The 22,483-nt window shown below is 65.4% G+C and carries 20 protein-coding genes and 1 pseudogene (1 of these 21 running past the window's edge); 13 read left to right on the forward strand and 8 right to left on the reverse strand.

Annotation, left to right across the window (positions count from 1 at the left end):
• Positions 1–87 precede the first annotated feature (87 nt).
• Complete coding sequence (locus tag DEIGR_RS13880) at positions 88–951, forward strand: branched-chain amino acid ABC transporter permease (RefSeq protein WP_229784744.1); 864 nt, start codon at positions 88–90, stop codon at positions 949–951.
• Positions 948–1,904, forward strand: a complete 957-nt coding sequence (locus DEIGR_RS13885) for a branched-chain amino acid ABC transporter permease (protein WP_058978165.1) — start codon at positions 948–950, stop codon at positions 1,902–1,904. The genes DEIGR_RS13880 and DEIGR_RS13885 overlap by 4 nt, the downstream gene beginning before the upstream one ends.
• A gap of 56 nt (positions 1,905–1,960) precedes the next feature.
• Here DEIGR_RS13885 and nrdR read toward each other — a convergent pair whose 3' ends face one another.
• The 5 genes from nrdR to dnaB all read right to left on the reverse strand — a co-directional run bounded on the left by nrdR (position 1,961) and on the right by dnaB (position 6,914).
• A complete protein-coding gene (gene nrdR / locus DEIGR_RS13890) occupies positions 1,961–2,407 on the reverse strand; it encodes a transcriptional regulator NrdR (RefSeq protein WP_058978167.1) in 447 nt (148 codons plus the stop codon).
• 52 nt (positions 2,408–2,459) lie between these two features.
• Positions 2,460–3,188 (reverse strand): SDR family NAD(P)-dependent oxidoreductase, encoded by a 729-nt coding sequence (locus DEIGR_RS13895; RefSeq protein WP_058978170.1) that lies wholly within the window; start codon positions 3,186–3,188, stop codon positions 2,460–2,462.
• Positions 3,189–3,219: 31 nt separating this feature from the next.
• Entirely contained in the window at positions 3,220–3,426 is a 207-nt protein-coding gene (locus DEIGR_RS13900) for a hypothetical protein (protein WP_058978172.1), read from the reverse strand.
• 222 nt (positions 3,427–3,648) lie between these two features.
• On the reverse strand, positions 3,649–4,323 hold the full coding sequence (locus DEIGR_RS13905) for an NUDIX hydrolase (RefSeq protein ID WP_058978173.1): 675 nt from the start codon (positions 4,321–4,323) through the stop codon (positions 3,649–3,651).
• Entirely contained in the window at positions 4,323–6,914 is a 2,592-nt protein-coding gene (dnaB, locus tag DEIGR_RS13910) for a replicative DNA helicase (RefSeq protein WP_058978175.1), read from the reverse strand. Before dnaB ends, DEIGR_RS13905 begins: the two co-directional genes overlap by 1 nt.
• A 427-nt stretch (positions 6,915–7,341) precedes the next feature.
• Here dnaB and DEIGR_RS19740 point away from each other — a divergent pair, with 427 nt between their 5' ends.
• The gene (locus DEIGR_RS19740) at positions 7,342–7,755 is read left to right on the forward strand and encodes a type II secretion system protein (protein ID WP_083524189.1); all 414 of its coding nucleotides are present in this window, start codon (positions 7,342–7,344) and stop codon (positions 7,753–7,755) included.
• Positions 7,756–8,134: 379 nt separating this feature from the next.
• On the opposite strand, the gene DEIGR_RS19745 is transcribed toward DEIGR_RS19740, so the two are convergent.
• Both DEIGR_RS19745 and DEIGR_RS13920 read right to left on the reverse strand, forming a co-directional pair.
• Positions 8,135–9,088: a transposase family protein gene (locus DEIGR_RS19745; RefSeq protein WP_083524069.1), complete on the reverse strand. Its 954-nt coding sequence runs from the start codon at positions 9,086–9,088 to the stop codon at positions 8,135–8,137.
• An 8-nt stretch (positions 9,089–9,096) separates the two neighbouring features.
• On the reverse strand, positions 9,097–10,161 hold the full coding sequence (locus tag DEIGR_RS13920) for an IS4 family transposase (RefSeq protein ID WP_058975330.1): 1,065 nt from the start codon (positions 10,159–10,161) through the stop codon (positions 9,097–9,099).
• A 365-nt stretch (positions 10,162–10,526) separates the two neighbouring features.
• Here DEIGR_RS13920 and DEIGR_RS20440 point away from each other — a divergent pair, with 365 nt between their 5' ends.
• From DEIGR_RS20440 to DEIGR_RS13950, 8 genes and pseudogenes are all read left to right on the forward strand, one after another.
• On the forward strand, positions 10,527–11,063 hold the full coding sequence (locus DEIGR_RS20440; RefSeq protein ID WP_153013751.1) for a hypothetical protein: 537 nt from the start codon (positions 10,527–10,529) through the stop codon (positions 11,061–11,063).
• Between the two features lie 73 nt (positions 11,064–11,136).
• Positions 11,137–12,009 (forward strand): annotated as a pseudogene (locus DEIGR_RS13925) (transposase); the annotation flags it as partial.
• Positions 12,010–12,064: 55 nt separating this feature from the next.
• Positions 12,065–13,156 carry a transposase gene (locus tag DEIGR_RS13930; protein ID WP_058978178.1) on the forward strand — a complete coding sequence of 364 codons (1,092 nt, stop codon included), beginning with the start codon at positions 12,065–12,067 and terminating at the stop codon, positions 13,154–13,156.
• Between the two features lie 175 nt (positions 13,157–13,331).
• The gene (locus DEIGR_RS13935) at positions 13,332–14,081 is read left to right on the forward strand and encodes a class I SAM-dependent DNA methyltransferase (protein ID WP_058978179.1); all 750 of its coding nucleotides are present in this window, start codon (positions 13,332–13,334) and stop codon (positions 14,079–14,081) included.
• The gene (locus tag DEIGR_RS13940) at positions 14,078–15,040 is read left to right on the forward strand and encodes an NAD(P)H-dependent glycerol-3-phosphate dehydrogenase (RefSeq protein ID WP_058978180.1); all 963 of its coding nucleotides are present in this window, start codon (positions 14,078–14,080) and stop codon (positions 15,038–15,040) included. The genes DEIGR_RS13935 and DEIGR_RS13940 overlap by 4 nt, the downstream gene beginning before the upstream one ends.
• A 309-nt stretch (positions 15,041–15,349) precedes the next feature.
• On the forward strand, positions 15,350–18,364 hold the full coding sequence (locus DEIGR_RS13945) for an adenosylcobalamin-dependent ribonucleoside-diphosphate reductase (protein ID WP_058978181.1): 3,015 nt from the start codon (positions 15,350–15,352) through the stop codon (positions 18,362–18,364).
• Between the two features lie 46 nt (positions 18,365–18,410).
• Positions 18,411–19,478: a hypothetical protein gene (locus tag DEIGR_RS20445; RefSeq protein WP_153013752.1), complete on the forward strand. Its 1,068-nt coding sequence runs from the start codon at positions 18,411–18,413 to the stop codon at positions 19,476–19,478.
• 108 nt (positions 19,479–19,586) lie between these two features.
• A complete protein-coding gene (locus tag DEIGR_RS13950; protein WP_058978184.1) occupies positions 19,587–19,931 on the forward strand; it encodes a hypothetical protein in 345 nt (114 codons plus the stop codon).
• Positions 19,932–19,946: 15 nt separating this feature from the next.
• Here the strand turns inward: DEIGR_RS13950 and DEIGR_RS13955 are convergent, their stop codons facing one another.
• Entirely contained in the window at positions 19,947–20,843 is an 897-nt protein-coding gene (locus tag DEIGR_RS13955) for a diacylglycerol/lipid kinase family protein (RefSeq protein WP_058978186.1), read from the reverse strand.
• Positions 20,844–20,936: 93 nt separating this feature from the next.
• Here DEIGR_RS13955 and DEIGR_RS13960 point away from each other — a divergent pair, with 93 nt between their 5' ends.
• Positions 20,937–21,917: a diacylglycerol/lipid kinase family protein gene (locus tag DEIGR_RS13960; RefSeq protein WP_058978188.1), complete on the forward strand. Its 981-nt coding sequence runs from the start codon at positions 20,937–20,939 to the stop codon at positions 21,915–21,917.
• Between the two features lie 148 nt (positions 21,918–22,065).
• On the forward strand, positions 22,066–22,483 hold the 5' portion of the coding sequence (locus DEIGR_RS13965) for a PHP-associated domain-containing protein (protein ID WP_058978766.1). Its footprint extends 299 nt past the window's final position; 418 of the gene's 717 nt are visible here — the first part of the coding sequence; it begins with the start codon at positions 22,066–22,068; the stop codon falls past the right edge of the window.

A 22,483-nucleotide genomic window follows, 5' to 3' on the forward strand; every position in this document is an offset into this window, starting at 1 on the left:
CGCCGTGTCGGCGCGCTCTTGGACTCTGCGACCTTCAGACTCTTCGACCCTCGGACGCTTATGAATACACAGTTACTCTTGATTCAGGTGTTCAACGGTCTGGTGAACGGCGCGTTCTACGCGCTGCTGTCGCTGGGCCTCGCGGTGATCTTCGGGATGCTGCGGATCGTGAATTTCATGCACGGCGCGCTGTACATGCTGGGCGCGTTCGCGGCGTTCGCGCTGGGGCAGCTGCTGGGGCTGGGCTTCTGGCCGTCGCTGATCCTGGCGCCGCTGCTCGTGGGTCTGCTGGGCGTGGTGCTGGAGCGTGGGCTGCTGTCGCGGCTGTACGGGCTGGAACCCAGTTACAACCTGCTGCTGACGTTCGGCCTGACGCTGCTCACGCAGGATCTGGTGAAGCAGGTGATGCTGAGCCGCTTCGCGGTGTCGAGCGCGCCGTACTCGCCGCCCGAGGTGCTGTCGGGCGTGGTGAACCTGGGCTTCGTGGTGTTCCCGAAGTACCGCCTGTTCGTGATCGCGCTGTCGCTGGTGGTGTGCCTGGTCACGTGGTTCGTGATCGAGAAGACCCGCGTGGGGGCGATCATCCGCGCCAGCACGGAGAACCCGGTCGTAACGCGGGCGTTCGGCATCAACGTGAGCCTGTGGGTGACCGGCGTGTTCGCGGTGGGCGCGGCGCTGGCCGGACTGGCGGGCGTGCTGGCCGCGCCGATCTACTCGGTCGAGCCGTACATGGGTGCCGAGCTGATCATCACGACGTTCGCGGTGGTCGTGATCGGCGGGATGGGCAGCATCCTGGGGTCGGTCGTGACGGGCTTCGCGGTGGGGGTGCTGGCGGCGGTGGGCGCGGCGGTGTACCCGCCGATCGCGAACACGCTGGTGTTCATCCTGATGGCGCTGGTGCTGCTGGTGCGGCCCAGTGGGCTGTTCGGCCTGCCTGAGGGGGCGCGGTGAGCGCCGTCTCGAAACTGGGGGTGACGCGCGATCCGGCCCGCGTGACCCGCGCCGCGTGGCTGATCGGCCTGGGCCTCGTGCTGCTGGCGCTGCCGCATCTGATCTACCCGGTGCTGGCGCTGGACATCCTGGCGTGGGGGTTGTTCGCGGTGGCGTTCGACCTGCTGTTCGGTTTCAGCGGGCTGCTGTCGTTCGGGCACGCGGCGTTCTGGGGGACCAGCGCGTACCTGACCGCGTACCTGCTGGGGCACGGGCAGAGCGTCCCGGTCGCCATCGCGGGCGGCACGCTGAGTGCGCTGGCGCTGGCGGTACCGGTCGCGTACCTGAGCGTGCGGTCCAGCGGCATCTACTTCAGCATGATCACGCTGGCGTTCGCGCAGATGGTGTCGTTCCTGGCACTGCAGTGGACGGACCTGACCGGCGGCGAGAACGGCCTGCAGGGCTTCGCGCGGCCCAGCTTCCTGGGCCTGGACTTCAGTGACGCGCAGGTGCGGTACTACGTGTGCCTCGCGCTGTTCACGCTGGGCTTCGGCGTGGCGTACCGCGCGGTCCGCAGTCCCTTCGGGCAGGCGCAGCAGGCGGTGCGGGACAGCGAGCAGCGCGCGCAGAGCGTCGGGTACAACCCCGCGCGGTTCAAGTTCACGGCGTTCCTGCTGAGCGCCGGGCTGGCCGGACTGGCGGGTGCGATGTACACCTTCGGGCACGGCGTGGTCAGCCTGGAGGTCGTGAACTGGCGCACGTCCGGCGAGGTCGTCATGATGACCCTGCTGGGCGGCACCACCACCCTGTTCGGCCCGGTGATCGGCGCGGGGATCGTGCTGCTGCTGCGCGACGTACTGACCACCGCGAACCTCCCGGTGGGCATCGTGACGGGCGTGGTGTTCGTGCTGGTGGTGCTGTTCTTCCGCCGGGGCGTGGTGGGCACCCTGCAACACTGGCGGCGCCGCCGATAAGGCACACGGCGAGGGCCGCCCGACCAGATGCGCGGGCGGCCCTCCTTCCGTTCTGGTTACTGCTCGTCTTTCAGGCCGCGGATCTCCTCGATGAAGCGCTCCAGGCTGTCGAAGTCGCGGTACACGCTCGCGAAGCGGATGTACGCCACGTCGTCCAGGGGCCGCAGGAAGGTCATGGCGCGGCGGCCGATCTCCTCGCTGCGGATCTCGCTGGCCTGCACCTCGTCCTCGAAGCCGTACGCGAAGGCGCGCAGCAGGTCCTGATCCACGGGGCGTTTCTCGGTGGCCAGGACCAGTCCGCGCAGCAGCTTGTCGGGGTTGAACGCCTCGCGCGGGCCGCTGCGTTTGACGACCATCAGCGGCTCGAGCTGCGCGCGTTCGTAGGTGGTGAAGCGCCGGGCGCAGTTCAGGCATTCGCGGCGGCGGCGGATGCTGGCCCCGTCGTCGCTGGGCCGGGAGTTCACGACCTTGCTGTCCGGCGCGGAGCAGTACGGGCACTTCATGCCAGGACCGCCCGGCGGGAACGGTCGGGGCGCGGTGCGGACGTGGGGCAGGTCACAGGGGGTAGTCCTCCTGCACGCGCAGTTTCGGCAGCGGCGGGAGGGGCACCTCGATGACGTTGCCGCGCAGGGAGGCCATGCCGGGCGCGGCGAGGGCCATGACGGCGTTGGACAGCGGGCGGTCGAGGGTGTCGTCGCTGCTGCTGGCGCGTGAGGGCAGCAGGAGGTTCAGGCGCAGGTTCTCGCGGTGGGCGTTCTGCACGAGGCCCTGCACGGCGCCGCGCTGCGGGTGGACGTGCAGGCCGCGTTCGTCGGTGTGCGGGCCGATGATGGTCAGCCAGGTGCCCGGGAGGCGGCGGCGGATGATCTGCGCGATGGCGACGCTGCTTTTCACGTTGCAGTTGAACAGGTCCATCCATTCGTTCTCGCTGAGCATGGTGAACTCGGCGTGGGCGCGTTTGTCGGCGAGGTGCACGATGCCGTGCAGGCTGCCGTAGATGTCGAGGATGCGGGTCTGGGCGCTCAGCCAGTCCAGGGGGACGCCCACGTCGGCCTTGATGGGGATGGCGGTGCCGCCGGCGTGTTCGAGCTGGCTGGCGGCCGCCGCGAGGGTCTCGCTGTTGTTGCCGATCAACACGACGCTGGCCCCGGCGCGGGCCAGGGCGGCGCTGATGGTGCGTCCGTACCCCTGATCCGCCCCGGTGACGGCGATCACCTGTCCGGCCAGCACTTCACCGACGGTGGTGTGCGCGGGCACGGCAGCGATGGGGGTCTGCTGGGTCATGTTCCTCATCATACCGGAGCGGGCGTGGCGTTTATCCCGCCTGCGGGAGGGGCCGCAGGGCCTGCGGGGGTGGGTCCCCGGCGCGGTGGCCGCAGCCGCACCCGTGGCACCAGTAGCCCTGGTCGCCGTCGCGCAGGTCGTGCAGGGTCAGAGGCTGGGCGCAGTGCGGGCAGACGTGCCGGTAGCCGCGCCCGCTGGCGGGCAGGGGGTCGGCCTGCGGGCGGAACACTCGCTTCATACTACGATCATAGCAGAATACAGCCGACTAATTCTTCCCAAGCAGGAAAGAGGCGGGCCGTCGCCCACCCCCACAAGCTCGGCTGTTACAGCGGTTTCCAGTTCCATTGAATGGCCAACACCACGCCCTTCAATTCCACTTCCAACCGCCGGTGGTGTCAGGTGCTCGCTTCGCTCGTTCAGGAGTATTGAAGGGCACCTTCAATACTCCTGAATTCTGCTATTACAGGTCCGGTTCGTCCGTGAATTCCGGTTCCGGCGCGCGCGCCCCCGGCGACGGCTCCCCCACCCGGCGCCGCTTGCGCAGCATCGCGGGTTCCTTGTCCAGGTTGAACACGAAGTGCCGCGGGCGCCGCTCGCGCAGCCACGTCTCCAGCGCCACCAGCCGCGGCCGGAAACGGATGAACTCCCGCAGCTGCCGGATCGGCACGAAACGCGCCTCCTGCACGTCCCGGTCGGGGTCACGCGGCTCCAGCTTCCCGCCCACCTCACGCCCGGTGTAGAAGAACTGCAGGTGGTGACCCCATGTGACCGCCTGGAACTCCACGATGAAGGCCAGGTCGCGCAATTCCACGACCAGTCCGGTCTCCTCGAAGGTCTCGCGCCGCGCGCCGTCCTGCACGAGCTCCCCGGACTCCAGGCCGCCCTTGGGCAGCGACCAGCGGCCCCGCTCGCGCACGAGCAGGATCTCGTCGCCGCGCAGCACGATGCAGCCCACGCCGATGCGCGGGTCGGCCAGCGGCCGCTTCTGCCCGCGCTTGCTGGGTGCCGCCGGGATGGGCGTGGCGGTCGTGTTCGTGACCTGCCCGGGCCGCGCCTGCGCCCCCCCGGTGCCGCGGCGACGACGGCGGCGGCGCTGCGCGCCCTGCCCTGCGGCCTTGACCTGTTCTTCCGCCATTACACGCCCTCCGGCGCGAGGTCGTTGAAGCGGACGTGCGCGCTGTGAAACTGCAACTTCACCGTACCGACCGGCCCGTTGCGCTGCTTGCCGACGATGATCTCCGCGATGCCCTGCTGATCCGTCTCCTTGTTGTAGTACTCGTCGCGGTAGATGAACATCACGATGTCCGCGTCCTGCTCGATCGCGCCCGACTCACGCAGGTCCGACAGCATCGGCCGGTGGTTGGGGCGCTGCTCGACGGCGCGCGACAGCTGCGACAGCACGATGATCGGCACCTCCATCTCACGGGCCAGCCCCTTCAGGCCGCGCGAGATGGTACTGATCTCCTGCTGGCGGTTCTCGGTCCCGCCGCCGCCCTTGCTGCCCGACATGAGCTGCAGGTAGTCGATGACGACCAGCCCCAGCCGCCCGTGCTGCGCCGCGATCCGCCGCAGTTTGCTGCGCAGGTTGTTCAGCGTCAGGTCCGCCTCGTCGTCGATGATCATCGGCGCGTCCGCCAGCCGCCCGGCCGCGTGCGCCAGCCGCTCGAAATCCCGCTCGTTCAGCTGCCCGGACCGGATGCGGTTCATGTCCACGCGCGCCTCGCTGCACAGCATGCGCAGCGCCAGCTGCACGGCGGGCATTTCCAGGCTGAACACCGCGACCGCCTTCTCGCCGCGCAGCGCGACGTTCTGCGCGATGGACAGCGCGAAGGCCGTGTTGTGCAGGCAGATGTCCGCCGCGATGAAGTTCGCGTCACCGGGCACCGTCAGGTCGTACACCTGCCGTTCACCCACGTCCTCGATGGTGACGATGTCGTCCCAGTACAGTGCGCCGCTGCCCAGCATGGACAGATGCGGATCATCCAGCACGGCGGCGTACCGCGCAGCGCGAGCCTGCGGCAGACCGCGCGACGTGTGCGCATTGAACCCGCCCCCGGTGTGCTCTCCCGCCGCGCGGGCCAGCGCGGACAGGCTCAGGCCGCGGGCCTGCGCGGCCCGACGAACATGCACCCACGCGCCGACACCCGGATGACCGACATTGCTCCGCTGACCGGCACTCACGGGGATCTCCCGCTGCGCCTTGGCGCCCAGCCAGCCGATCCGGTTCTGGTACCCGGCGATACTCCGCGGCTCGGTGATCTCGACCCGCCAGGACCGCCCGGTCTTCTGCCACAGCTTCGACACGATCCCGAAGCGGGTCAGGGCGTGATGCACGTCACGCGCCAGCCGCTCACTGGCGACCGTGAACTCGATCCGCGCCTTCCCGGCCAGGGCGTACAGCGTTCCGTCGCACGACAGCAGCACCCGCAGGAACGACGCCAGCCCCGCGCGGGTCAGGGTCCAGACCACGTCCGGAATGCGCTTGCTGTCCGCGTGTTCACCCCACACGCCCAGCTCACGGAGCCACGCGATCAGGGGGTTAGCTCGGTTCTTCTGCTCGCCGGGCGACCAGCAGCGACTGATCCGGTAGTCGATTCCGGTCCGCTCGTCCTGGATCATGTCCAGCTCCGGGAACTCCGCCTGCAGGCACGCGCGGAAATCCTCGACCAGTTCGGGATCGGCGTTCGTGAACCTCGGGCTGCTCTGCGTGAGGCCACCCTCGGCCAGCAGGTAGGCCAGGAGCCGCACACGCTCCGCGCTCAGGGCGTCCACGGAACCGAACACGGCCACCTCACGCGGCACGGCAATCCGGTCGCCGACCTTCAGGTCATACAGCGGCGTCCAGCCGTCCACACCCAGGAACGGGTGGTGCGGGGTGGTCTCGACCACGCGCCCCGTGCGGGTCGTCACGCGCCGCACCGACTTCACACCACTGTCAATCCACGCCCCCACCCGCGACTCCCGCACCTGGCCGTCCGGCGCGACACTCAACACGACCGGCAACTCCCGGCGCACGAACGCCTCCACCGTGATCCGCTCTCCGGTGCCCGGCACGTCGATCAGCGTGTCGGCCGACACGCATTTCCCCATCGAAGGCCGGGCGGCCAGCACGTTCAGGCTGCCCTTCTGCAACCCCGAGATCTGCTCGTCCAGGTCACGGAAGCCCGTGCTGACGCCGTCCGGGATGCCCTTATTCTGGTGCAGCAGCGTGATGTACTCGAAGGTCTCGGTGACGACCTCGTTCATCGCCTGGAACGCCTCGCCCTTCTTCTTCTGCTCGGCGACCTCGAAGATCATCTTCTCGGCGCGGTCCAGCAGGTCCTCCAGCGGCAGCTGCGCCTCGTACGCCAGCTGCATGGCCTTCCCGGACGCGCTGATCAGCGAGCGCAGCGTGGCCTTCTCCTGCACGATGCGCGCGTAGTGCTCGGCGTACGCGGCGGTCGGCACCTGATCCGACAGGCCGATCAGGTACGTCAGGCCCCCGACCTCGTCCAGCATGCCCTTGACCCGCAGGTCCTCGCTGAGCGTCACCAGGTCCACCGGCTCGCCGCGCTCCTGCAGGGTGCGCATGGCCGTGAAGATCTTGCGGTGACCCTCGCGGTAGAACATCTCGGGCGTGACCGTGTCGCCCAGGGAGTTCAGGGTGTCGTTGTCCAGAAGAATGCTGCCCAGCACGCTGATCTCAGCGTCGTTGCTGTGCGGCGGAACGCGTGGCGTGAGTTCCAAATGCGGCCTCTCTCCCGGCAGGGCGCGGGACGCTGGGGCCCCGGACCGCTCCCGCCGTCCAATGTGATGTGAGCAAGTCGGGGACACCCGCAGGTCATCCCATTCGCCTGACCCCGGTGACGGAGCAGGCTGAACTGCCCAGCAGCATACCACCCCCACCTACGGGGGAACACCGCACCGCGACCCTCACAAACGAAATGGCAGTTCAAAACGATGGAAAAAAGACGTGTAGTTCACACTTGGCCCCTGCCGGGCACCGCAGGGCGGATCGTCCCGCACCCCACCGTTCCGTAAGACTGTTGTGAGAAAAACCCGGGTACACTTCACATCAAGGCAGGACAGGAGACACCTGACCCGCCCAATGCCATACGCAGACCACCCGGACCCATCCATCCATCAACCGGCGTGGTCGCACCAGGAGCACAGCATGAAGAACACCACCCAAGGCTTCACCCTGATCGAGCTGCTCATCGTCATCGCCATCATCGGCATCCTGGCCGCCGTCCTGATCCCCAACCTGCTGGGTGCTCGGACGAAGGCGAATGACACCGCCGCTAACGCCGTGGGACGTCAGATCCTCACTGCAATGGCAGCCACGGAAGTGGGCAACACTACTGGCACACTGCCCACCTGCGCTTGGGCCACCGGTGTAACCACTGTTACCGCCGGCTCTGAAACTGCCAAAGTTAACGCACCTGGACCGGTTACTGATACTGTGTGCTCCAATATCAAGGCTGATGGCTCGGCCGCCACTACCGCCGCTGACGCAGCCCAGTACAAAGTTGTCGTCACCTACTCTGGTGGCTCGGCTGCCACCAAAACCTACACCTCCTCGCGATAACTAAACATGGAATGGGAACGGTTGATGGATAAGCCGTTCCCATTCCATGTTCAGCAGAATACCAATAATATATTTAATCATCGGTAAGCATTTAACTCAGATCTTGCACCTGAATAGGTAGTCAAAAAGCACTCCCAGACGAGAGAACGAGAGTGAGTACGAAATCAGACCCTCCGGGAAGCGCGCTCGTATCTTGGCAGATCACCTGCTCTCTGTCCCCCGTACGATCTACCATCGCAGGCTTTTATCTTGACGCGAGACTCAGCACCTGACACTCCGCAATTTCCCGCGAAGCGTCAGATTCTGAAGACCTGTTGCGCAGTAGTTGAAGGATCAGTGGGGAGCCGTGAATCGGCTCCCCACTGATCTGTCCCTGCGCTCAGGGCGTGCAGAGGTGGTGGCGGCGTTGCCAACGGAGATTGACGAGTCCAGCAACACACCCCCACATCACGCCGTGCTGTGAGGTCTGATTCCTGAAAAACTCCTTGCAGACGCGAAATTTCTTGATGCGGCCGATGGCATTCTCAGCGCTGATCCGCACCTTGGAGATCAGCCGATTCAGCTCACGTTGCTCCTTGCTCAACTCGCCGTTCTTCGGTCGTTTGGCGGGCACGATGGTTTCCCAGTCCGGATAGACCTTCTCCATTCCGGTATAGCCCCGGTCTCCCCACACCCGGACGTGCCTGGGCAGTCGGTTCATCAATCGGGAACGTCGCAGCACCTTCATGTCGTGGGTGCGACCGCTGGCGGTCGCACTGAGGTGCACGATCTGTCCTTCGGGCGTCACCGCCACCTGGGTTTTCAGGGTGTGGGTCCTATTCTTGACGCTGTAGAAGCGCTTCTTGTCCTTTGGTCGCCCGACCGCCTTCTTGCCGGGGTTCTCCCCCTTCTTCACTTTCGGCTGCCCGCGAGGTTGCTCAGTCCCATCCACGATCACGTCGGTCAGTTCGGGGAAGATATCCAGAAACTCCTCCAGCGAGCGTATTTTCCTCGGGTTCCTGCTCACCCCTCCAGGAGCGTTATCCGGCTCGGCCTGGAGCGTCCGGGGACGGAGGGGAGCAGGCAACGCCTGCTCCAGGACCGGCAGCAGGGCGTGGATGTTCCGGCAGATGTTCGCCGCGTCCAGATCGAACAGGATGCCCAGAACATGCATGGTGAAGTACTGTCGCAGATAGAGCAGCGTCACCAGCAGCCGCTGGCTGAGGTCGAGCTTAAAGGTGTTGCCCGCTCCGATGCGCCGGACCCGTCCGGCGCGGGCAAGGGAGCGGTGATGACTCCGTTCCCACAAGGGCTCCAGTTCAATCAGCAGCTGGTCGAACTCGGCAGGACTCAACCCCCTGACTACCCTTCAAAACGGGGCATGAGTGTGCTCAAGGTGCGCCAGGATGCGCCGGACGGATGCAGCAGAAGATCCTGGAGATGATCAAGCCCGAGTCGAAACACAGACACCGTGCGGTGTCCGTGTTTCTTTACTTTGGTAGCTGTTCGACGTGCCACGACCTCGCCCGTCACGCACGCCCAGATGAAGGCGACGCTGACGACCGTCAGGAGCGAAGACACTCGCTCGGGGCGCGTCAGACCCGTATCTTCCAGGTTGAACCCTCTGGTTTTCAACGCGGCGTGCAGATTTTCTGTTTGCCAGCGCAGGGCATACCGGCGCATGTTCGGCAGGGCGTGCCCCCGATACGCCAGGTACAGCATGTCACCGGCTGCGTTTTTCGTGGCCGCCACTCGCAGATTCACACCGTAGATGCGGGTCTGGCGATGCCAGACCCTGACTTCACCCACCTGAAGGTTCTTGAAGACCGCCCAGACCGGCATGCCGTGCGCGCCGATCGTGGCGCGAGCTGGGAGACGAATGCAGGGTGCAATCCCGTGCTGGTCGAGGAATCGAAACCAGTGCTGCCCAATGAATTCACGATCCGCGAGCAGGCACCGGATCTCCCGATCTGGGCAGAGCTTCAGGAAGCGCTCCACGAGCGCTTCCCGGACACAGGAACGACTGGCCCCACCGTGCGGGAGCAGTGTCCACATCAGCGGCAAACTGAACCCGTTCCACACGGCAGAGAGCAGGAGAATATTGACGTCCTGTTGGCCAAGTTTCCAGTTGGTGCGATCGAGAATGAGGTCGACTGGGCCGGGCGGGAGAAAGGACAAGGCGAATCGGGGGAACAGCGCCTCAGGAAACGGGAACTGGACGAACCGGCAGAGCCGCTGATACCGAGTCGTCAACGAGCCCGGGAGGGCGACATGCGTCTTCAGGCTGTACAGGACAACGGTGCGCGCCTGAATGACCGCCAGGATCAGGGCCGTGAAGACGACGAGGCGGCGAGCGTCCACAGGGAAAGCAGACCGCAAGGCGGTCTGCAAGGTATCGTGAGGTGGTCGGCTCCTAAGGGTTTTCATCGCAGAAATACCGTACAGGAGCCGACTTTCTGCTGCCTACTGTGCGTTTTGAAGGGTAGTCAGCTCAACCCCACCAGCCGTTCAAAGGACCGCCCCCTGGATTTCAGCTTCTCAAGCCGCAACACCCTTGAACCTACCTGCTCCGACCTCTACTGCGCAACAGGTCTTGAGATCGTCCCCCGCATCCGGACCTCCCCGACATCGCGGCGGCCCTACCGAGCACCCGACTGCCAACTCTCCCCTCTGCCCGGCACCGCACGCTCGCCGTGCTGGCCTTGTAGGACGGTGTCCGCTCGAGAGAGGCAACAATGCGAGAACAGGCATGCAATACCTGAGGTGAACCACCAAGCGCTGAGGGAGCCGTCATGAAAATGCAGAAGCGTAAGAAGCCGATCTGGCCCTGGATTGTCGCCGTAGCGGCGGGCGTTGCCATCGTGAATACGGTGAGGACCGGCGGAGACGGAACTACTGATCAACCCCCGGTAACGATGATCGATCCAGTCGCTACCTTTCCAGAGATCTTCATCGACACAGCAAGACAATACTTCAACAGGGGAATAATATATTCAATTTCCGCTCCAGAACAAGGAAAAGGCATCATTGATTTCAGGAATAACCCCGAATATCTCGGAACGGGCGACAAAGTCAACAAGGTCATGGCCATCGAATCCGCTCGACTATTTCGAGAAATTAAAGAACTAAATGACTTAAGCCTGACCATACCTAGCGCCGGAAAGACGTATCGACTGCAAGTCACCCGCAAGCAGATGGACAGCCACTACGGCACGAAGCTCGCCGATCTCAGCATGGAGACCTGGCGTAATTTCTTCTTGGAGCGGTACGACACCAAGCAGGCGCGAGCGGAATTCGTTGCGAAACACGTCAAGGTGAGTGAACCGTGACCTGAAGCGTGCAACTTAGATCTTGCGCCTGAATAGGTAGTCAAAGCGCGCTCCCATACGAGAGAACGAGGGTGTGAACGACCTCAGACTCTCCGGGAAGCGCGCTCGTATTCTGGCAGATCACCTGCTCTCCGTCCCCCGCACGATCTATCAGCGGCGCAGCCTTGAGGCTGCGCTCGGCATGTTCCTCGATCTGGGGCGGAAAACAGCGCTTCACCGTGCCTCTACGGTCAGCGCGAGTGCCCTCAGTCGTTTCCTGAACGTGTACACCTGGGACACCCGCACCTGCTGGGACAGTCTTCAGCACACGCAATGGGAGTCGCTTCTGCTGGCCGCGCGCCGCAAGCGGCGCCCGCGACTTCACCTGTGCGTCGACCTCACCAGCATCCCCAAGACCGGCCAGAAGCTCCCCGCTGTTCGCGTGTATAACGGCGTGCACGGCATTCACCTCGTGGTCCTGTACGCCGTTTACGGCGCACTCAAATTCCCAGTCGGGTATCGCGTGTACCGGGGTCGGGGTGCCCCGACCCCGGTCCGGCTCGCCCTGGATCTCCTCGCCACCGTTCCATCGCCGATCCGACGGCGATTCGACGTGTGGGTGCTGGCCGACAGCGGTTTCGAGTCCGCGAAGTTCCTGCAGGGTGTGCGGGATGAAGGGTTCGAGTTCGTCGTGGGTGTTCGGTCGAATCGGCGCACCGATCACCCAGGTCGAGTGACCGTGAGTGACTGTGAGCACGGCAGTTGGCTGTCCCTCCACAACTGGCCGTGGGAGGTCGTGACGTTGGCCCGATTTGACCGGGGCGACCGGACCTTCTTCTCAGTGTCGTCGGAACTGCTCTCTGGCGACGACGTCGCCAGAGAGGGAAAACGTCGGTGGGCGATCGAATCCTTCTTCAAGGAGTCCAAACACCAGTTCGGGTTGAACCAGTTCGCACTCCATACCTCAGATCTTGCACCTGAATAGGTAGTCAAAACGCGCTCCCAGACGAGAGAACGAGGGTGTGAACGACCTCAGACTCTCCGGGAAGCGCGCTCGTATTCTGGCAGATCACCTGCTCTCCGTCCCCCGCACGATCTATCAGCGGCGCAGCCTTGAGGCTGCGCTCGGCATGTTCCTCGATCCAGGGCGGAAAACAGCGCTTCACCGCGCCTCTACGGTCAGCGCGAGTGCCCTCAGTCGTTTCCTGAACGCGTACACCTGGGACACGCGTGCCTGCTGGGACAGCCTTCAGCACACGCAATGGGAGTCGCTTCTGCTGGCCGCGCGCCGCAAGCGGCGCCCGCGGCTTCACCTGTGCGTCGACCTCACCAGCATCCCCAAGACCGGCCAGAAACTCCCCGCTGTTCGCGTGTATAACGGCGTGCACGGCATTCACCTCGTGGTCCTGTATGCCGTCTACGGCACACTCAAATTCCCAGTCGGGTATCGCGTGTACCGGGGTCGGGGTGCCCCGACCCCGGTCCGGCTCGCCCTGGATCTCCTCGCCACCGTTCCATCGCCGATCCGACGGCGATTCGACGTGTGGGTGCTGGCCGACAGCGGTTTCGAGTCCGCGAAGTTCCTGCAGGGTGTGCGGGATGAAGGGTTCGAGTTCGTCGTGGGTGTTCGGTCGAATCGGCGCACCGATCACCCAGGTCGAGTGACCGTGAGTGACTGTGAGCACGGCAGTTGGCTGTCCCTCCACAACTGGCCGTGGGAGGTCGTGACGTTGGCCCGATTTGATCGGGGCGACCGGACCTTCTTCTCGGTGTCGTCGGAACTCCTCTCTGGCGACGACGTCGCCAGAGAGGGAAAATGTCGGTGGACGATCGAATCCTTCTTCAAGGAGTCCAAACACCAGTTCGGCCTGAACCAGTTCGCGATGCACACCGCTCAGGGGCTGGATCGCTGGGTACTCCTAGTGTGTGCGGCCTTCACGCTGACCGTGCTGTGCTCCGGAGGAGGAAAAACGCTGGAAGAGGACGCCAGGCTGGCGGCGCAGATCGCACTGCCTGCACTGGTCGTTGTGCGGCTGATGATCGAGGTGCAGCGACACGAGGAATTGCTGCGCCAGCACGGCTATTCAGTCCACCTATCCAGGTGCAAGATCTGAGAACTACCATATATAGGTAGGTTGTCAAATATTTATAAATTCGTATAATTGAATTTAGTACGCAACTATCTTTAATAATATTTTGTTGTATTTAGAATATCTAGTAATTATGCAATGTGTAGTGATATCTGACACCCATTTTCTATTTTACTATTCAAATGGTATGATTGCACTTATGCAGAAGCAGCCGTTTACCGCTCTGGCGGCCGTGTATGACGCGATCATGGCGGACGTGGAGTATGACCACTGGGCGGATTTCGTCCTGTCGTTCGCGCGGGACGGGGGGCTGGTCGGGCCGGGCCGCGCGCTGGATCTGGCGTGTGGCACCGGGGGCTTCACGCGGGAGTTGCGCGCGGCGGGCTGGGACGTGACGGGCCTGGATTTCAGCGAGGCGATGCTCACCGAGGCGCGGTCGCGCCTGCCGGGCGTGCCGTTCGTGCAGGGCGACCTGCGGACCTTCGAGCTGGGGGAGCGGTTCGGGCTGGTGACGTGCGTGTTCGACAGCCTGAACAACCTCCTGACGCCGGGGGATCTGGGCGCGGCTCTGGCTCGGGCGCGGGCGCACCTGAGTCCCGGCGGGCTGCTGGCGTTCGACGTGAACACCCGCCTGGGCGTGCGGGAACTGTGGGAGGGGGACGCCATCGAGGGTCTGGCGCCGCTGCCGGACGGCGGTGAGGTCCACTACCACTGGTCGCATCACTACGACGCGGAGGCGGATGTGGGCGTGGTGCAGGCGTTCTGCCGGGTGGACGAGCAGGAGTTCGTGGAAACGCACCGCGAGCGCGGGTACGACCCGGCGGACCTGGAGCCGCTGCTCTCGGCGGCGGGGTTCGCGCGGTGGGAGATCGTGGAGTACCCGGATTACGCGCCGCCGGAACCGGACGCGCCGCGCGTGTGGGTGTTCGCCTGGGCGGGTGAACAGTGAGCGCCCTGCCGGTGCTGGGCGCGGGCGGATGGGGCACGGCACTCGCGGTGAACGCGGCGCGCAACGGCCCGGTGCGGCTGTGGGCGCGCCGCGCTGATTTTGCGCGGTCCCTGGCGGAGGGGCGGGTGAACGCGGAGTACCTGCCGGGCGTGACCCTCCCGGCGGGCCTGGAGGTCACGGCGCACCTGGGCGAGGCGATCACGGACGCGCCGTTCGCGCTGGTCGTGGTGCCCAGCGTGGGCGTCCCGGAGCTGCTCGCGGCGCTGCCGCGTGACCTGGGCGTGGTGCTGTGCGCCAAGGGCCTCGCGCCGGACGGGGGGCAGCTGAGCGTCCTGGCGCGGCAGCTGGGCTTCACGCGCGTGGCGGTCCTGAGCGGCCCGAACCACGCCGAGGAGATCGGGCGGGGCCTGCCCGCCGCCACCGTGGTCGCCAGCCGCGACGGTGGTTTTGCGCGGTCCGTGCAGGCGGCGCTGATGACGCCGGGCCTGCGCGTGTACACCAGCGACGACGAGACGGGCGTGGAACTGGGCGGCGTGCTGAAGAACGTCATGGCGGTCGCCGCCGGGCTGGTGGACGGCCTGAACCTGGGGGACAACGCCAAGTCCGCGCTGATCACGCGTGGGCTGCGCGAGATGAACCGCTACCTGACGGCGCTGGGCGCCCGCGAGGAGACCGTGTACGGCCTGAGTGGTCTGGGCGATCTGGTCGCCACGGCCACCAGCCGCCACAGCCGCAACCGCGCCGCAGGTGAGGCCATCGCGCGCGGGGAGCACCCGGGGCAGGGCGGGAAGGTCGTGGAGGGTCTACGCACGGCAGGTCTGCTGGACGCGTGGGCGGCGGCGCACGGGCATGACCTGCCGATCGTGCGGGCGGTGGCGCACGTCACGCGGGGCGAGTGGACGCCGGGAGACGGCGTGGCGCGCCTGATGGAACGCGAGGCGAAACCCGAGCAGCACTGAGTTCCGGCAGCCCGGATCGACCCCGCCCGCCGGGGGTTCACGGGCTGGCCCGGGGCGGAAAATGGACGTCCCAGACGGCCTTGGGCGGATCTTCATGTCCGCATGTTCTGCTGAATGTTGTATGCGGATCTGAAGAGACGTACAAGTGCTTGTACCTCCTGCGGGCGGGTGGTACAGTCAGCCATCTAAGGCAAGGCCCACTTCACCGGCCACCCACAGCAGCTCACCTCACAGCCCCCCGACCGGGGCGGTGCGGGCTCTGTGCTGTGTTTTCACGCCATCACCCCCTCGCCCGCAAGGAGACCCACCGTGACCACCCTGAGCGCCCAGCCCCTGACCAACTTCGACGAGAACGCCCACCACATCGCAGGGCGGCAGTACCTGCAAGGCACGGACGGCGACCTGAGCGGCATGTTCCGCCGCATCGCCACCTGGGTGGCGGGCGCCGAGGAGGCCGGTGCGCGCGAGCACTGGGCGCAGGCGTACTACGACCTGATGGCCGAGAAGAAATTCTGCCCCGGCGGGCGCGTCCTGGCGGGCGCGGGCACGCAGCACGGGAACGTCCTGAACTGCTTCGTGCAGGGCGCCACCGAGCACGCGCCGCACACCTTCGAGGGCGTGATGGAAGTCGCGAAGAAACTCGCGCTGGTCACGAAGGTCGGCGGCGGGAACGGCGTGAACCTGGACGTGTACACGCCCCGCGCCGAGAGCAGCCGCCCCGACACCGGCGTGCGCGGCTGGGTGTACATGAGCGCCGCGCACGCGGACGTGCAGGACTTCATCGAGGGCCTCATGCGCCCCCCCACCCAGCCGGACGGCGAGAAGCAGCCCATCGCGGTGCGGAACTGGACGCGCGTGGTGTACGGGCAGGTCATCAAGCCCGAACTGGTCGCGCTGGCCCGCGCCAACGGCGTGTCCGTCGTGAAGGCCATGCCCGAGGGCGTGCAGGCCGTTCCGGACGACATGGGCGGCATCATCGACGCGGCCCGCAAGATCGCCGAGGACGCGAAGACCGGCCTGGAGCCCCGCCTGGACCTGAGCAGCATGCGGCCCGAGGGTGCCCCGATCAAGGGTTCGGGCGGCACGAGCAGCGGCCCCGTGAGCTTCCTGCTGGAGATCTTCGACAACTTCCTGGAATGGGCCAACCGCGGCGCGGAGCAGAGCGGCCCGATCAACACCCTGCGCTTCGTGTACGCCCCCGTCCTGCGCGTCGTGCGTCAGGGCGGCACCCGGCGCGGCGCGGGCATGGCCACGATCAGCATCGAGCATCCGGACGTGCTGGACTTCCTGACCGCCAAGGACCTCGACCGCGAGGCCAGTGAGGGGGACATCAGCACCTTCAACATCAGCATCCTGGTCAGCAGCGCCTTCTGGGACACCCTCCAGGCGGGCGGCCTGTGGCCCGTGAACGCGCAGGACGTGCCCGGCAAGTACTACCTCGCGCCGCAGAAGGGCACGTATAAGGGCACCCTCCCCAGCCTGCCCACCCGCGCCGAGGACGACGCCCAGGGCGTCCCCGTGTACACCGACAAGACCGGCAAGACCAGCATCCCCGCCCAGTGGCTGTGGGACCAGATCGCCCAGCACGCCTGGAGCACCGGCGAACCCGGACTGATCTTCGTGGACCGCATCAACGAATACAGCGCCCTGAAGAACCTCGGCGAGCGCTACCAGATCCGCAGCACCAACCCCTGCGGCGAGATCCCCCTGACCGTCGGTGAACCCTGCGACCTGGGCGCCATCAACCTCGCGGCGTACGTGCACAGCAGCACCTTCGATTACGACACGTTCCGCGCGGACGTCCGCACCGCCGTGCGCTTCCTGGACGACGTGCTCGACGTGAACGTGTTCGCGCTGGAAGACAACCGCGTCGCCAGCCAGGACCTGCGCCGCCTGGGCCTGGGCGTCATGGGCCTCGCCGACGCCCTCATCAAACTCGGCCTGCGCTACGACAGCGAAGCGGGCCGCGACACCATCTACGACATCATGAGCGCCCTGCGTGAAGAAGCCGTCGCGGAAAGCGAACGCCTCGGCGAGGAACGCGGCATCTACCCCGTGTACACCCGCAACGCCGAACAGATCCCCCACGCGCCCCGCCGCAACGTCGCCGTGCTGACCGTCGCCCCCACCGGCACCACCAGCATGCTCATGGGCGTCAGTAGCGGCATCGAACCCATCTTCAGCCCGTTCATCTGGCGCAAGATCGGCAGCGAATACCGCGCCCTCCTCGCTCCGCTGTTCGTCGAACTGCTCGAAACGTACCCCGCCCCGCAGGGCATGACGAAGGACGGAGGCTGGGACTGGGACAAGGTCACCGAAGCCGTCAGCGAAAACCACGGCTCGGTCGTCGGCCTGCCGTTCATCCCCGACGCCCTCCAGCAGGTGTTCGTCTGCGCGCACGACATCAAACCCGTCGATCACGTCCGCATGCAGGGCACCGTGCAGCGCGCCTTCGACGCCGAAGGGCACGCCGCCAACAGCCTGTCCAAGACCATCAACCTCCCCAACGACGCCACCGTCCAGGACGTCCAGGACGCCTACAGCGAAGCGTACAAGACCGGCTGCAAAGGCATCACCGTGTACCGCGACGGCTCTAGACAGTTCCAGGTGCTGAGCACCAGCAAGAAAAAAGCCAAGACCGAAGAACCCACCGCCGAAGTCAGCGCCAGCGCCGACGTCATGGGCGAGCAGGCAGAAGGCGAACAGCAGATGGCCAAGGCCCAGGACGCAACCACCACCCAGCCCACTGCCATCCGCCATCAGCCATCCGCCCCGGCGAAGCCGCACTACGAACGCCCCACCCGACTGCGCGGCATCACCGACATGGTCAAACTCACCGACCCCACCAGCGGCCACCGCCGCAGCTTCCTCGTCACCGTCAACGAACTCGGCGGCAAACCCGTCGAAGTCATGGTCATTTCGGGCCGCGCCGGCGACGAAGCGAACGCCGACAGCGAAGCCCTCGGCCGCGTCGTCAGCATCGCCCTCCAACACGGCGTCCCCGCCCAGGCCATCGTCAAAACCCTGCGCGGCATCAACGGCGGCCTGTACGGCAGCTACAACGGCCGCCTCGTCGGCAGCAAAGCCGACCTGATCGCCGTCGCCCTGGAAACCTTCCAGAAAGACCTCGACGCCGCCAAACTCCCCCCCCTCGCCGGAGGCAGCACCGACACCGCCCAGCCCGTCACCACCAGCGCCGCGCCCAGTGGCGTCAGCGTGGACGGCATGGCGCGCGAGCGGTGCCCGGTGTGCGAGGAGAAAGCCGTGATCCGCGAGGAAGGCTGCCTGAAATGCCAAGCCTGCGGCTACAGCAAATGCGGATGAGATAAGGTGAGAAATCGCCCTCCACGCTTCTTCCTTCAGGAGAAGCGTGGAGAGTCCTTACGCGGTGAAAATGACAAAGTATAAATCATTGCCACCAATGCATAATATAAAACAAGCTCGCACGCTTGGAGTCGCAATATCAACCTGTCTCACATTAGCGATAATTGCAATTGTAATAAATCTGATTTCCGATATTTCCACCGTACCAACATATGGGTGGGCCACAATATTTACATTAATTCCAGTGATACTTTCGCTACTATCGCAGAGCATCACAGTTAACAAAAAACAAGCAGAGCGAATAGTATCGATTTGGAGAATCGCTTATCTTCCCGTTTCGCTCATCACAATTATCATAAGTGTTGCAACCCCGGTTTTTGTTGGCTTCTATTTAGGAAATCCACAAATAGTTGCAAATAAAGACTTCACGATCGGAGATTTCATTCTTCTATTAATATTCTTCGCCTGCTCCACTATCCTAGTCGGCTTGATTAGAGTTGCTAAAAAGCCAAAGATGGGCATGAAATTTAAGATTAATATTGATATTGGAATTGGCCTACTAATCTCCGTAAGCACAATGCTGGAGATCATTAAATCAATTACCGCCGGAAGAGAGACCGACGTGATTACAGTAATTGGATTATCTGTTGCAACGATAGGCGGACTGGGCGATTTTACAATGAACTATGCATCGGGCGAAAACAATCCAAAAATAAGACGTAAAATTCATCAAGCCGGAGGCTGGCTTTTAAAGCAGGCAATTAAACTAACCATCTCCGGGGCAGGCTTAATATCACTAGCGATAAACTTCGATATTGTAAAGCAAATAATTTTATGGTACTCAATAAGCATATCTAACATATTTTGGGTCAAAACCGCGTACCCAGATTTTTACGCCTGGACCAAATCAAGCGGTAATATTGGATATGTTGATGACGGCACGGCAATAGCGGCAATAATGATACTCACGGTTGGCGTCGCCTCCGCAATCTTATTCACGCAAGCAATAGCAAAAGCAATAGCAGGACTAGTAGAAATATATTTCCATATCTCCGCAGCAACGCAAGATAGCGATATTGGAATATTATCTATAGATGAAAGCAAGATGAAATAAATCCCGGTTCATAATTAGTGAAAATAGTTTGTTTTGCACTAAACCGAATCGCGCACAAGCGGGGGAACGCGTACGCTCTGGCCGGGTCGGAGTGGGTACGCTGCCCGTATGCCTCTGTCTGATTACGCTCGCCCCTCCCCTGCTCGTCTGCGTCTGTTCGCTTCTTTGCTGCTGATGCTGGTGTTGACGGCGGTGGTGGGGCGGCGGCGTCCGGGGGAGCTGGGGACGCGGGAGACGCTGCGGCGCAGTGCGTTCGCGCGGGTGATGTTCATGGATATCGGCGCGCTGAGTACGCTGGGCGCGCTGTATCTGGTGTTGAACGGGCGGACGCGGGTGCGGGTTCCGGCGGCGGTGGCGTCGCTGTTCGCGGGGAGTTTCGCGCTGCTGCCCGCGCTGATGCTGGAGGACGCGGCGGCCATGCGGGCCGAGCGGGAGGGGCGCGCGGAGGGGTGACCGCTGGGGGTGACCTCAGTCGGGTCGGAGGACGTGCAGCGCGCCCGCCCACACCTGAACGTGGACGGGACCGCCGGGGTGCGTGCGGGTTTCGCCGTCCACGTGGAACACCTGCCCGACGTGCTGCCCGGTGGCGTGCAGGGTGAAGGTGGCGGCGACGTCTTCCTGCACGCTGGGCAGCGTGTCGAACTGCCCGCGCAGCATGGCGGTGGCGTACGCGGCGAGGCTGTCGCGCTCCTGGCCGTTCACGCGGATCAGGTTCAGCAGGCCGTCACCGGGGTGCGCGTCGGGCGCGAGGCGCAGGCTGTTCCCGGTGGACTGGATGTTCATGATTTCCAGCAGGGCGAGTGGGGGCGCGGGGCTGTCCTGGCCGTCCACGTGGGTGGGGACGGGTTGCGCCTGGAAGCCGGGCAGGGTGGTCAGGACGGCCTGCGCGGCCCGCAGGGGGCTCTTGGGCGCGGTAGGGTCGTAGGCGTGCAGCAGGTCGGCGAACAGGCCGCAGCCGAACGCCTCGAAGAACACGTCCTCGCCCCAGGGGGCCTGCACGCGGCCCGCGTCGAACGGGTGCGGCGTGGCAGTGCGGTACGCGCGGGCAATGTCCAGCGGGTCGCCGGTCAGGCCCAGCGTCCGGGCGATGTTGTTCGAGGTGCCCAGTGGGATCACGCCGATCGTGGCGTTCCGTCCGGTGAGGTGCAGCGCGGCGGCGCGGAACGTGCCGTCTCCCCCGGCGATGAACACGGGGCCGGGCAGCGGGCCGCTCAGGGCCGGTCCGAGGTCGTGGGGGGTGCGGGTGGGGCGGTGTTCGGCGTCGAATCCGGCGTCCCGCAGCGCCGCCTGCAACTGGGTGGGGTCGGCGCGGTGGCTGGTGCCGGCGCCGGGGTTGTGGATCAGCACGGCGGGCGCGGGGGGCATGACCTGCACTGTACCGGGCGCGGGCGGGGCGGGATGGGGAGGGGTCATGGTTTCCTCAAGGCGCGCGCCGTGCGGGGTGGCTACAGTGGCGGCATGACCGCACCCCATTCCCTCGGCCCGGAGGGCGCCCCTGCCGCCCCGCAGCGTGGCACCGCGACGCTGATCTACAACACGAACGCGGGTGGCAGCAGCCGCTGCACGCCGGACGATCTGGTCAGCGCCATTCACGCCGTCGGGTTCACGCCCGTGTACCGCGCGACCAGCTCCGAGGAGGACCTGAAGGAGGCGCTGGATGGCGTGGAGGGCACGGTGTTCGTGGCGGGCGGGGACGGCACGCAGCGGGCGGTGGCCCTGACGCTGGCGGGCCGCCCGGAGGTGACCCTGGCGGTCATTCCGATGGGCACGGCGAACAACGTGGCGCGCACGCTGGGCGTGCAGGGCGAGCCGCTGGACGTGATCGCCGCGTACGGCCGCGCGGAGGTCCGTCCCTTCGACCTGGGCCGCGTCCAGGGCCCCTGGGGGGAGGACCTGTTCCTGGAGGCGTGTGGGTGCGGGGCGTTCGCGGACGTGATGGCCGAGTACGACCCGGAGGAAGGCAAGAGCCCCCTGCGGGCCGTGCAGGCCCTCACGACGACCCTCACGACCTTCGACCCGCCGCCCGTGCAGATCACGCTGGATGGGCAGGAGGAACCGAACACGCCGTTCGCGCTGCTGGAGGTCATGAACACGAAGGCGACCGGGCCGAGGCTGCGCCTGGCGACGAATGCCGATCCGGCGGACGGGCAGCTGGACGTGGTGCGGATCGACGCGACGGGCCGAGAGGGGCTGCTGACGTACCTCGCGGCGCTCGCGCGGGATGACTTCGAGGCCCTGAGCAGTGTCGAGAGTACACGCGCGGGCCGCGTGGAGATCCCATACACCGGGCAGGCGTTCCACGTGGACGCGGAGGTCCGGCCGCCCATGCAGGGCGTGACGGGCCGCGTGCTGATCGAGGCGTGGCCGGGCGCGCTGAGCGTGCTGGTGCCGGTCACGGAGCAGGATGCCGCGTCTGCCACCACGACCGGGGAGGGCTGAGGTGCCCCCCGGCCCGCCCCTGCCACCCCCGAACCCGCAGGAGGAGCGTGAGGTTCCGCTGCGTCGCGCGTGGCCGGTCGCGCTGGTGCACGCTGTGCAGGACCGCGTGGGGGGCGCGCTGGGCTGGGCGCCACGTCCGGCAGCGACCATGCAGAACAACATCGTGTGGCGCGGCGGGGTGCAGGTCATGCGCGTGGACCTGCACATGCACACGGAGGTCAGTCACGACTGCCGCACGCCCCTGCGGGACATTCCCGCGTGGATGCTCCGCACGAACACCCGCGTGATCGCCGTGACGGACCACGACCAGCACCGCGGCGGCCCGGAGTTGCAGGCCATCATCCGCGACCAGGGCCTGGACGACCGCCTGAGCGTCATCCCCGGCGAGGAGGTCACGACCAGCGAGGGCGAGCTGATCGGCCTGTTCCTCCAGGAGCGCATTCCCCCGAAACTCACGCCCGAGGAGACCGTCCGGGAGATCAGGGCTCAGGGGGGGCTGGTACTGCTCCAGCATGGCTTCGATCCCCTGAAGCGCTATCGGCTGCGTCCCGAGGCGACCGAGCGCA

This window comes from Deinococcus grandis (assembly GCF_001485435.1).
In the GTDB taxonomy this organism is placed as follows: domain Bacteria; phylum Deinococcota; class Deinococci; order Deinococcales; family Deinococcaceae; genus Deinococcus; species Deinococcus grandis.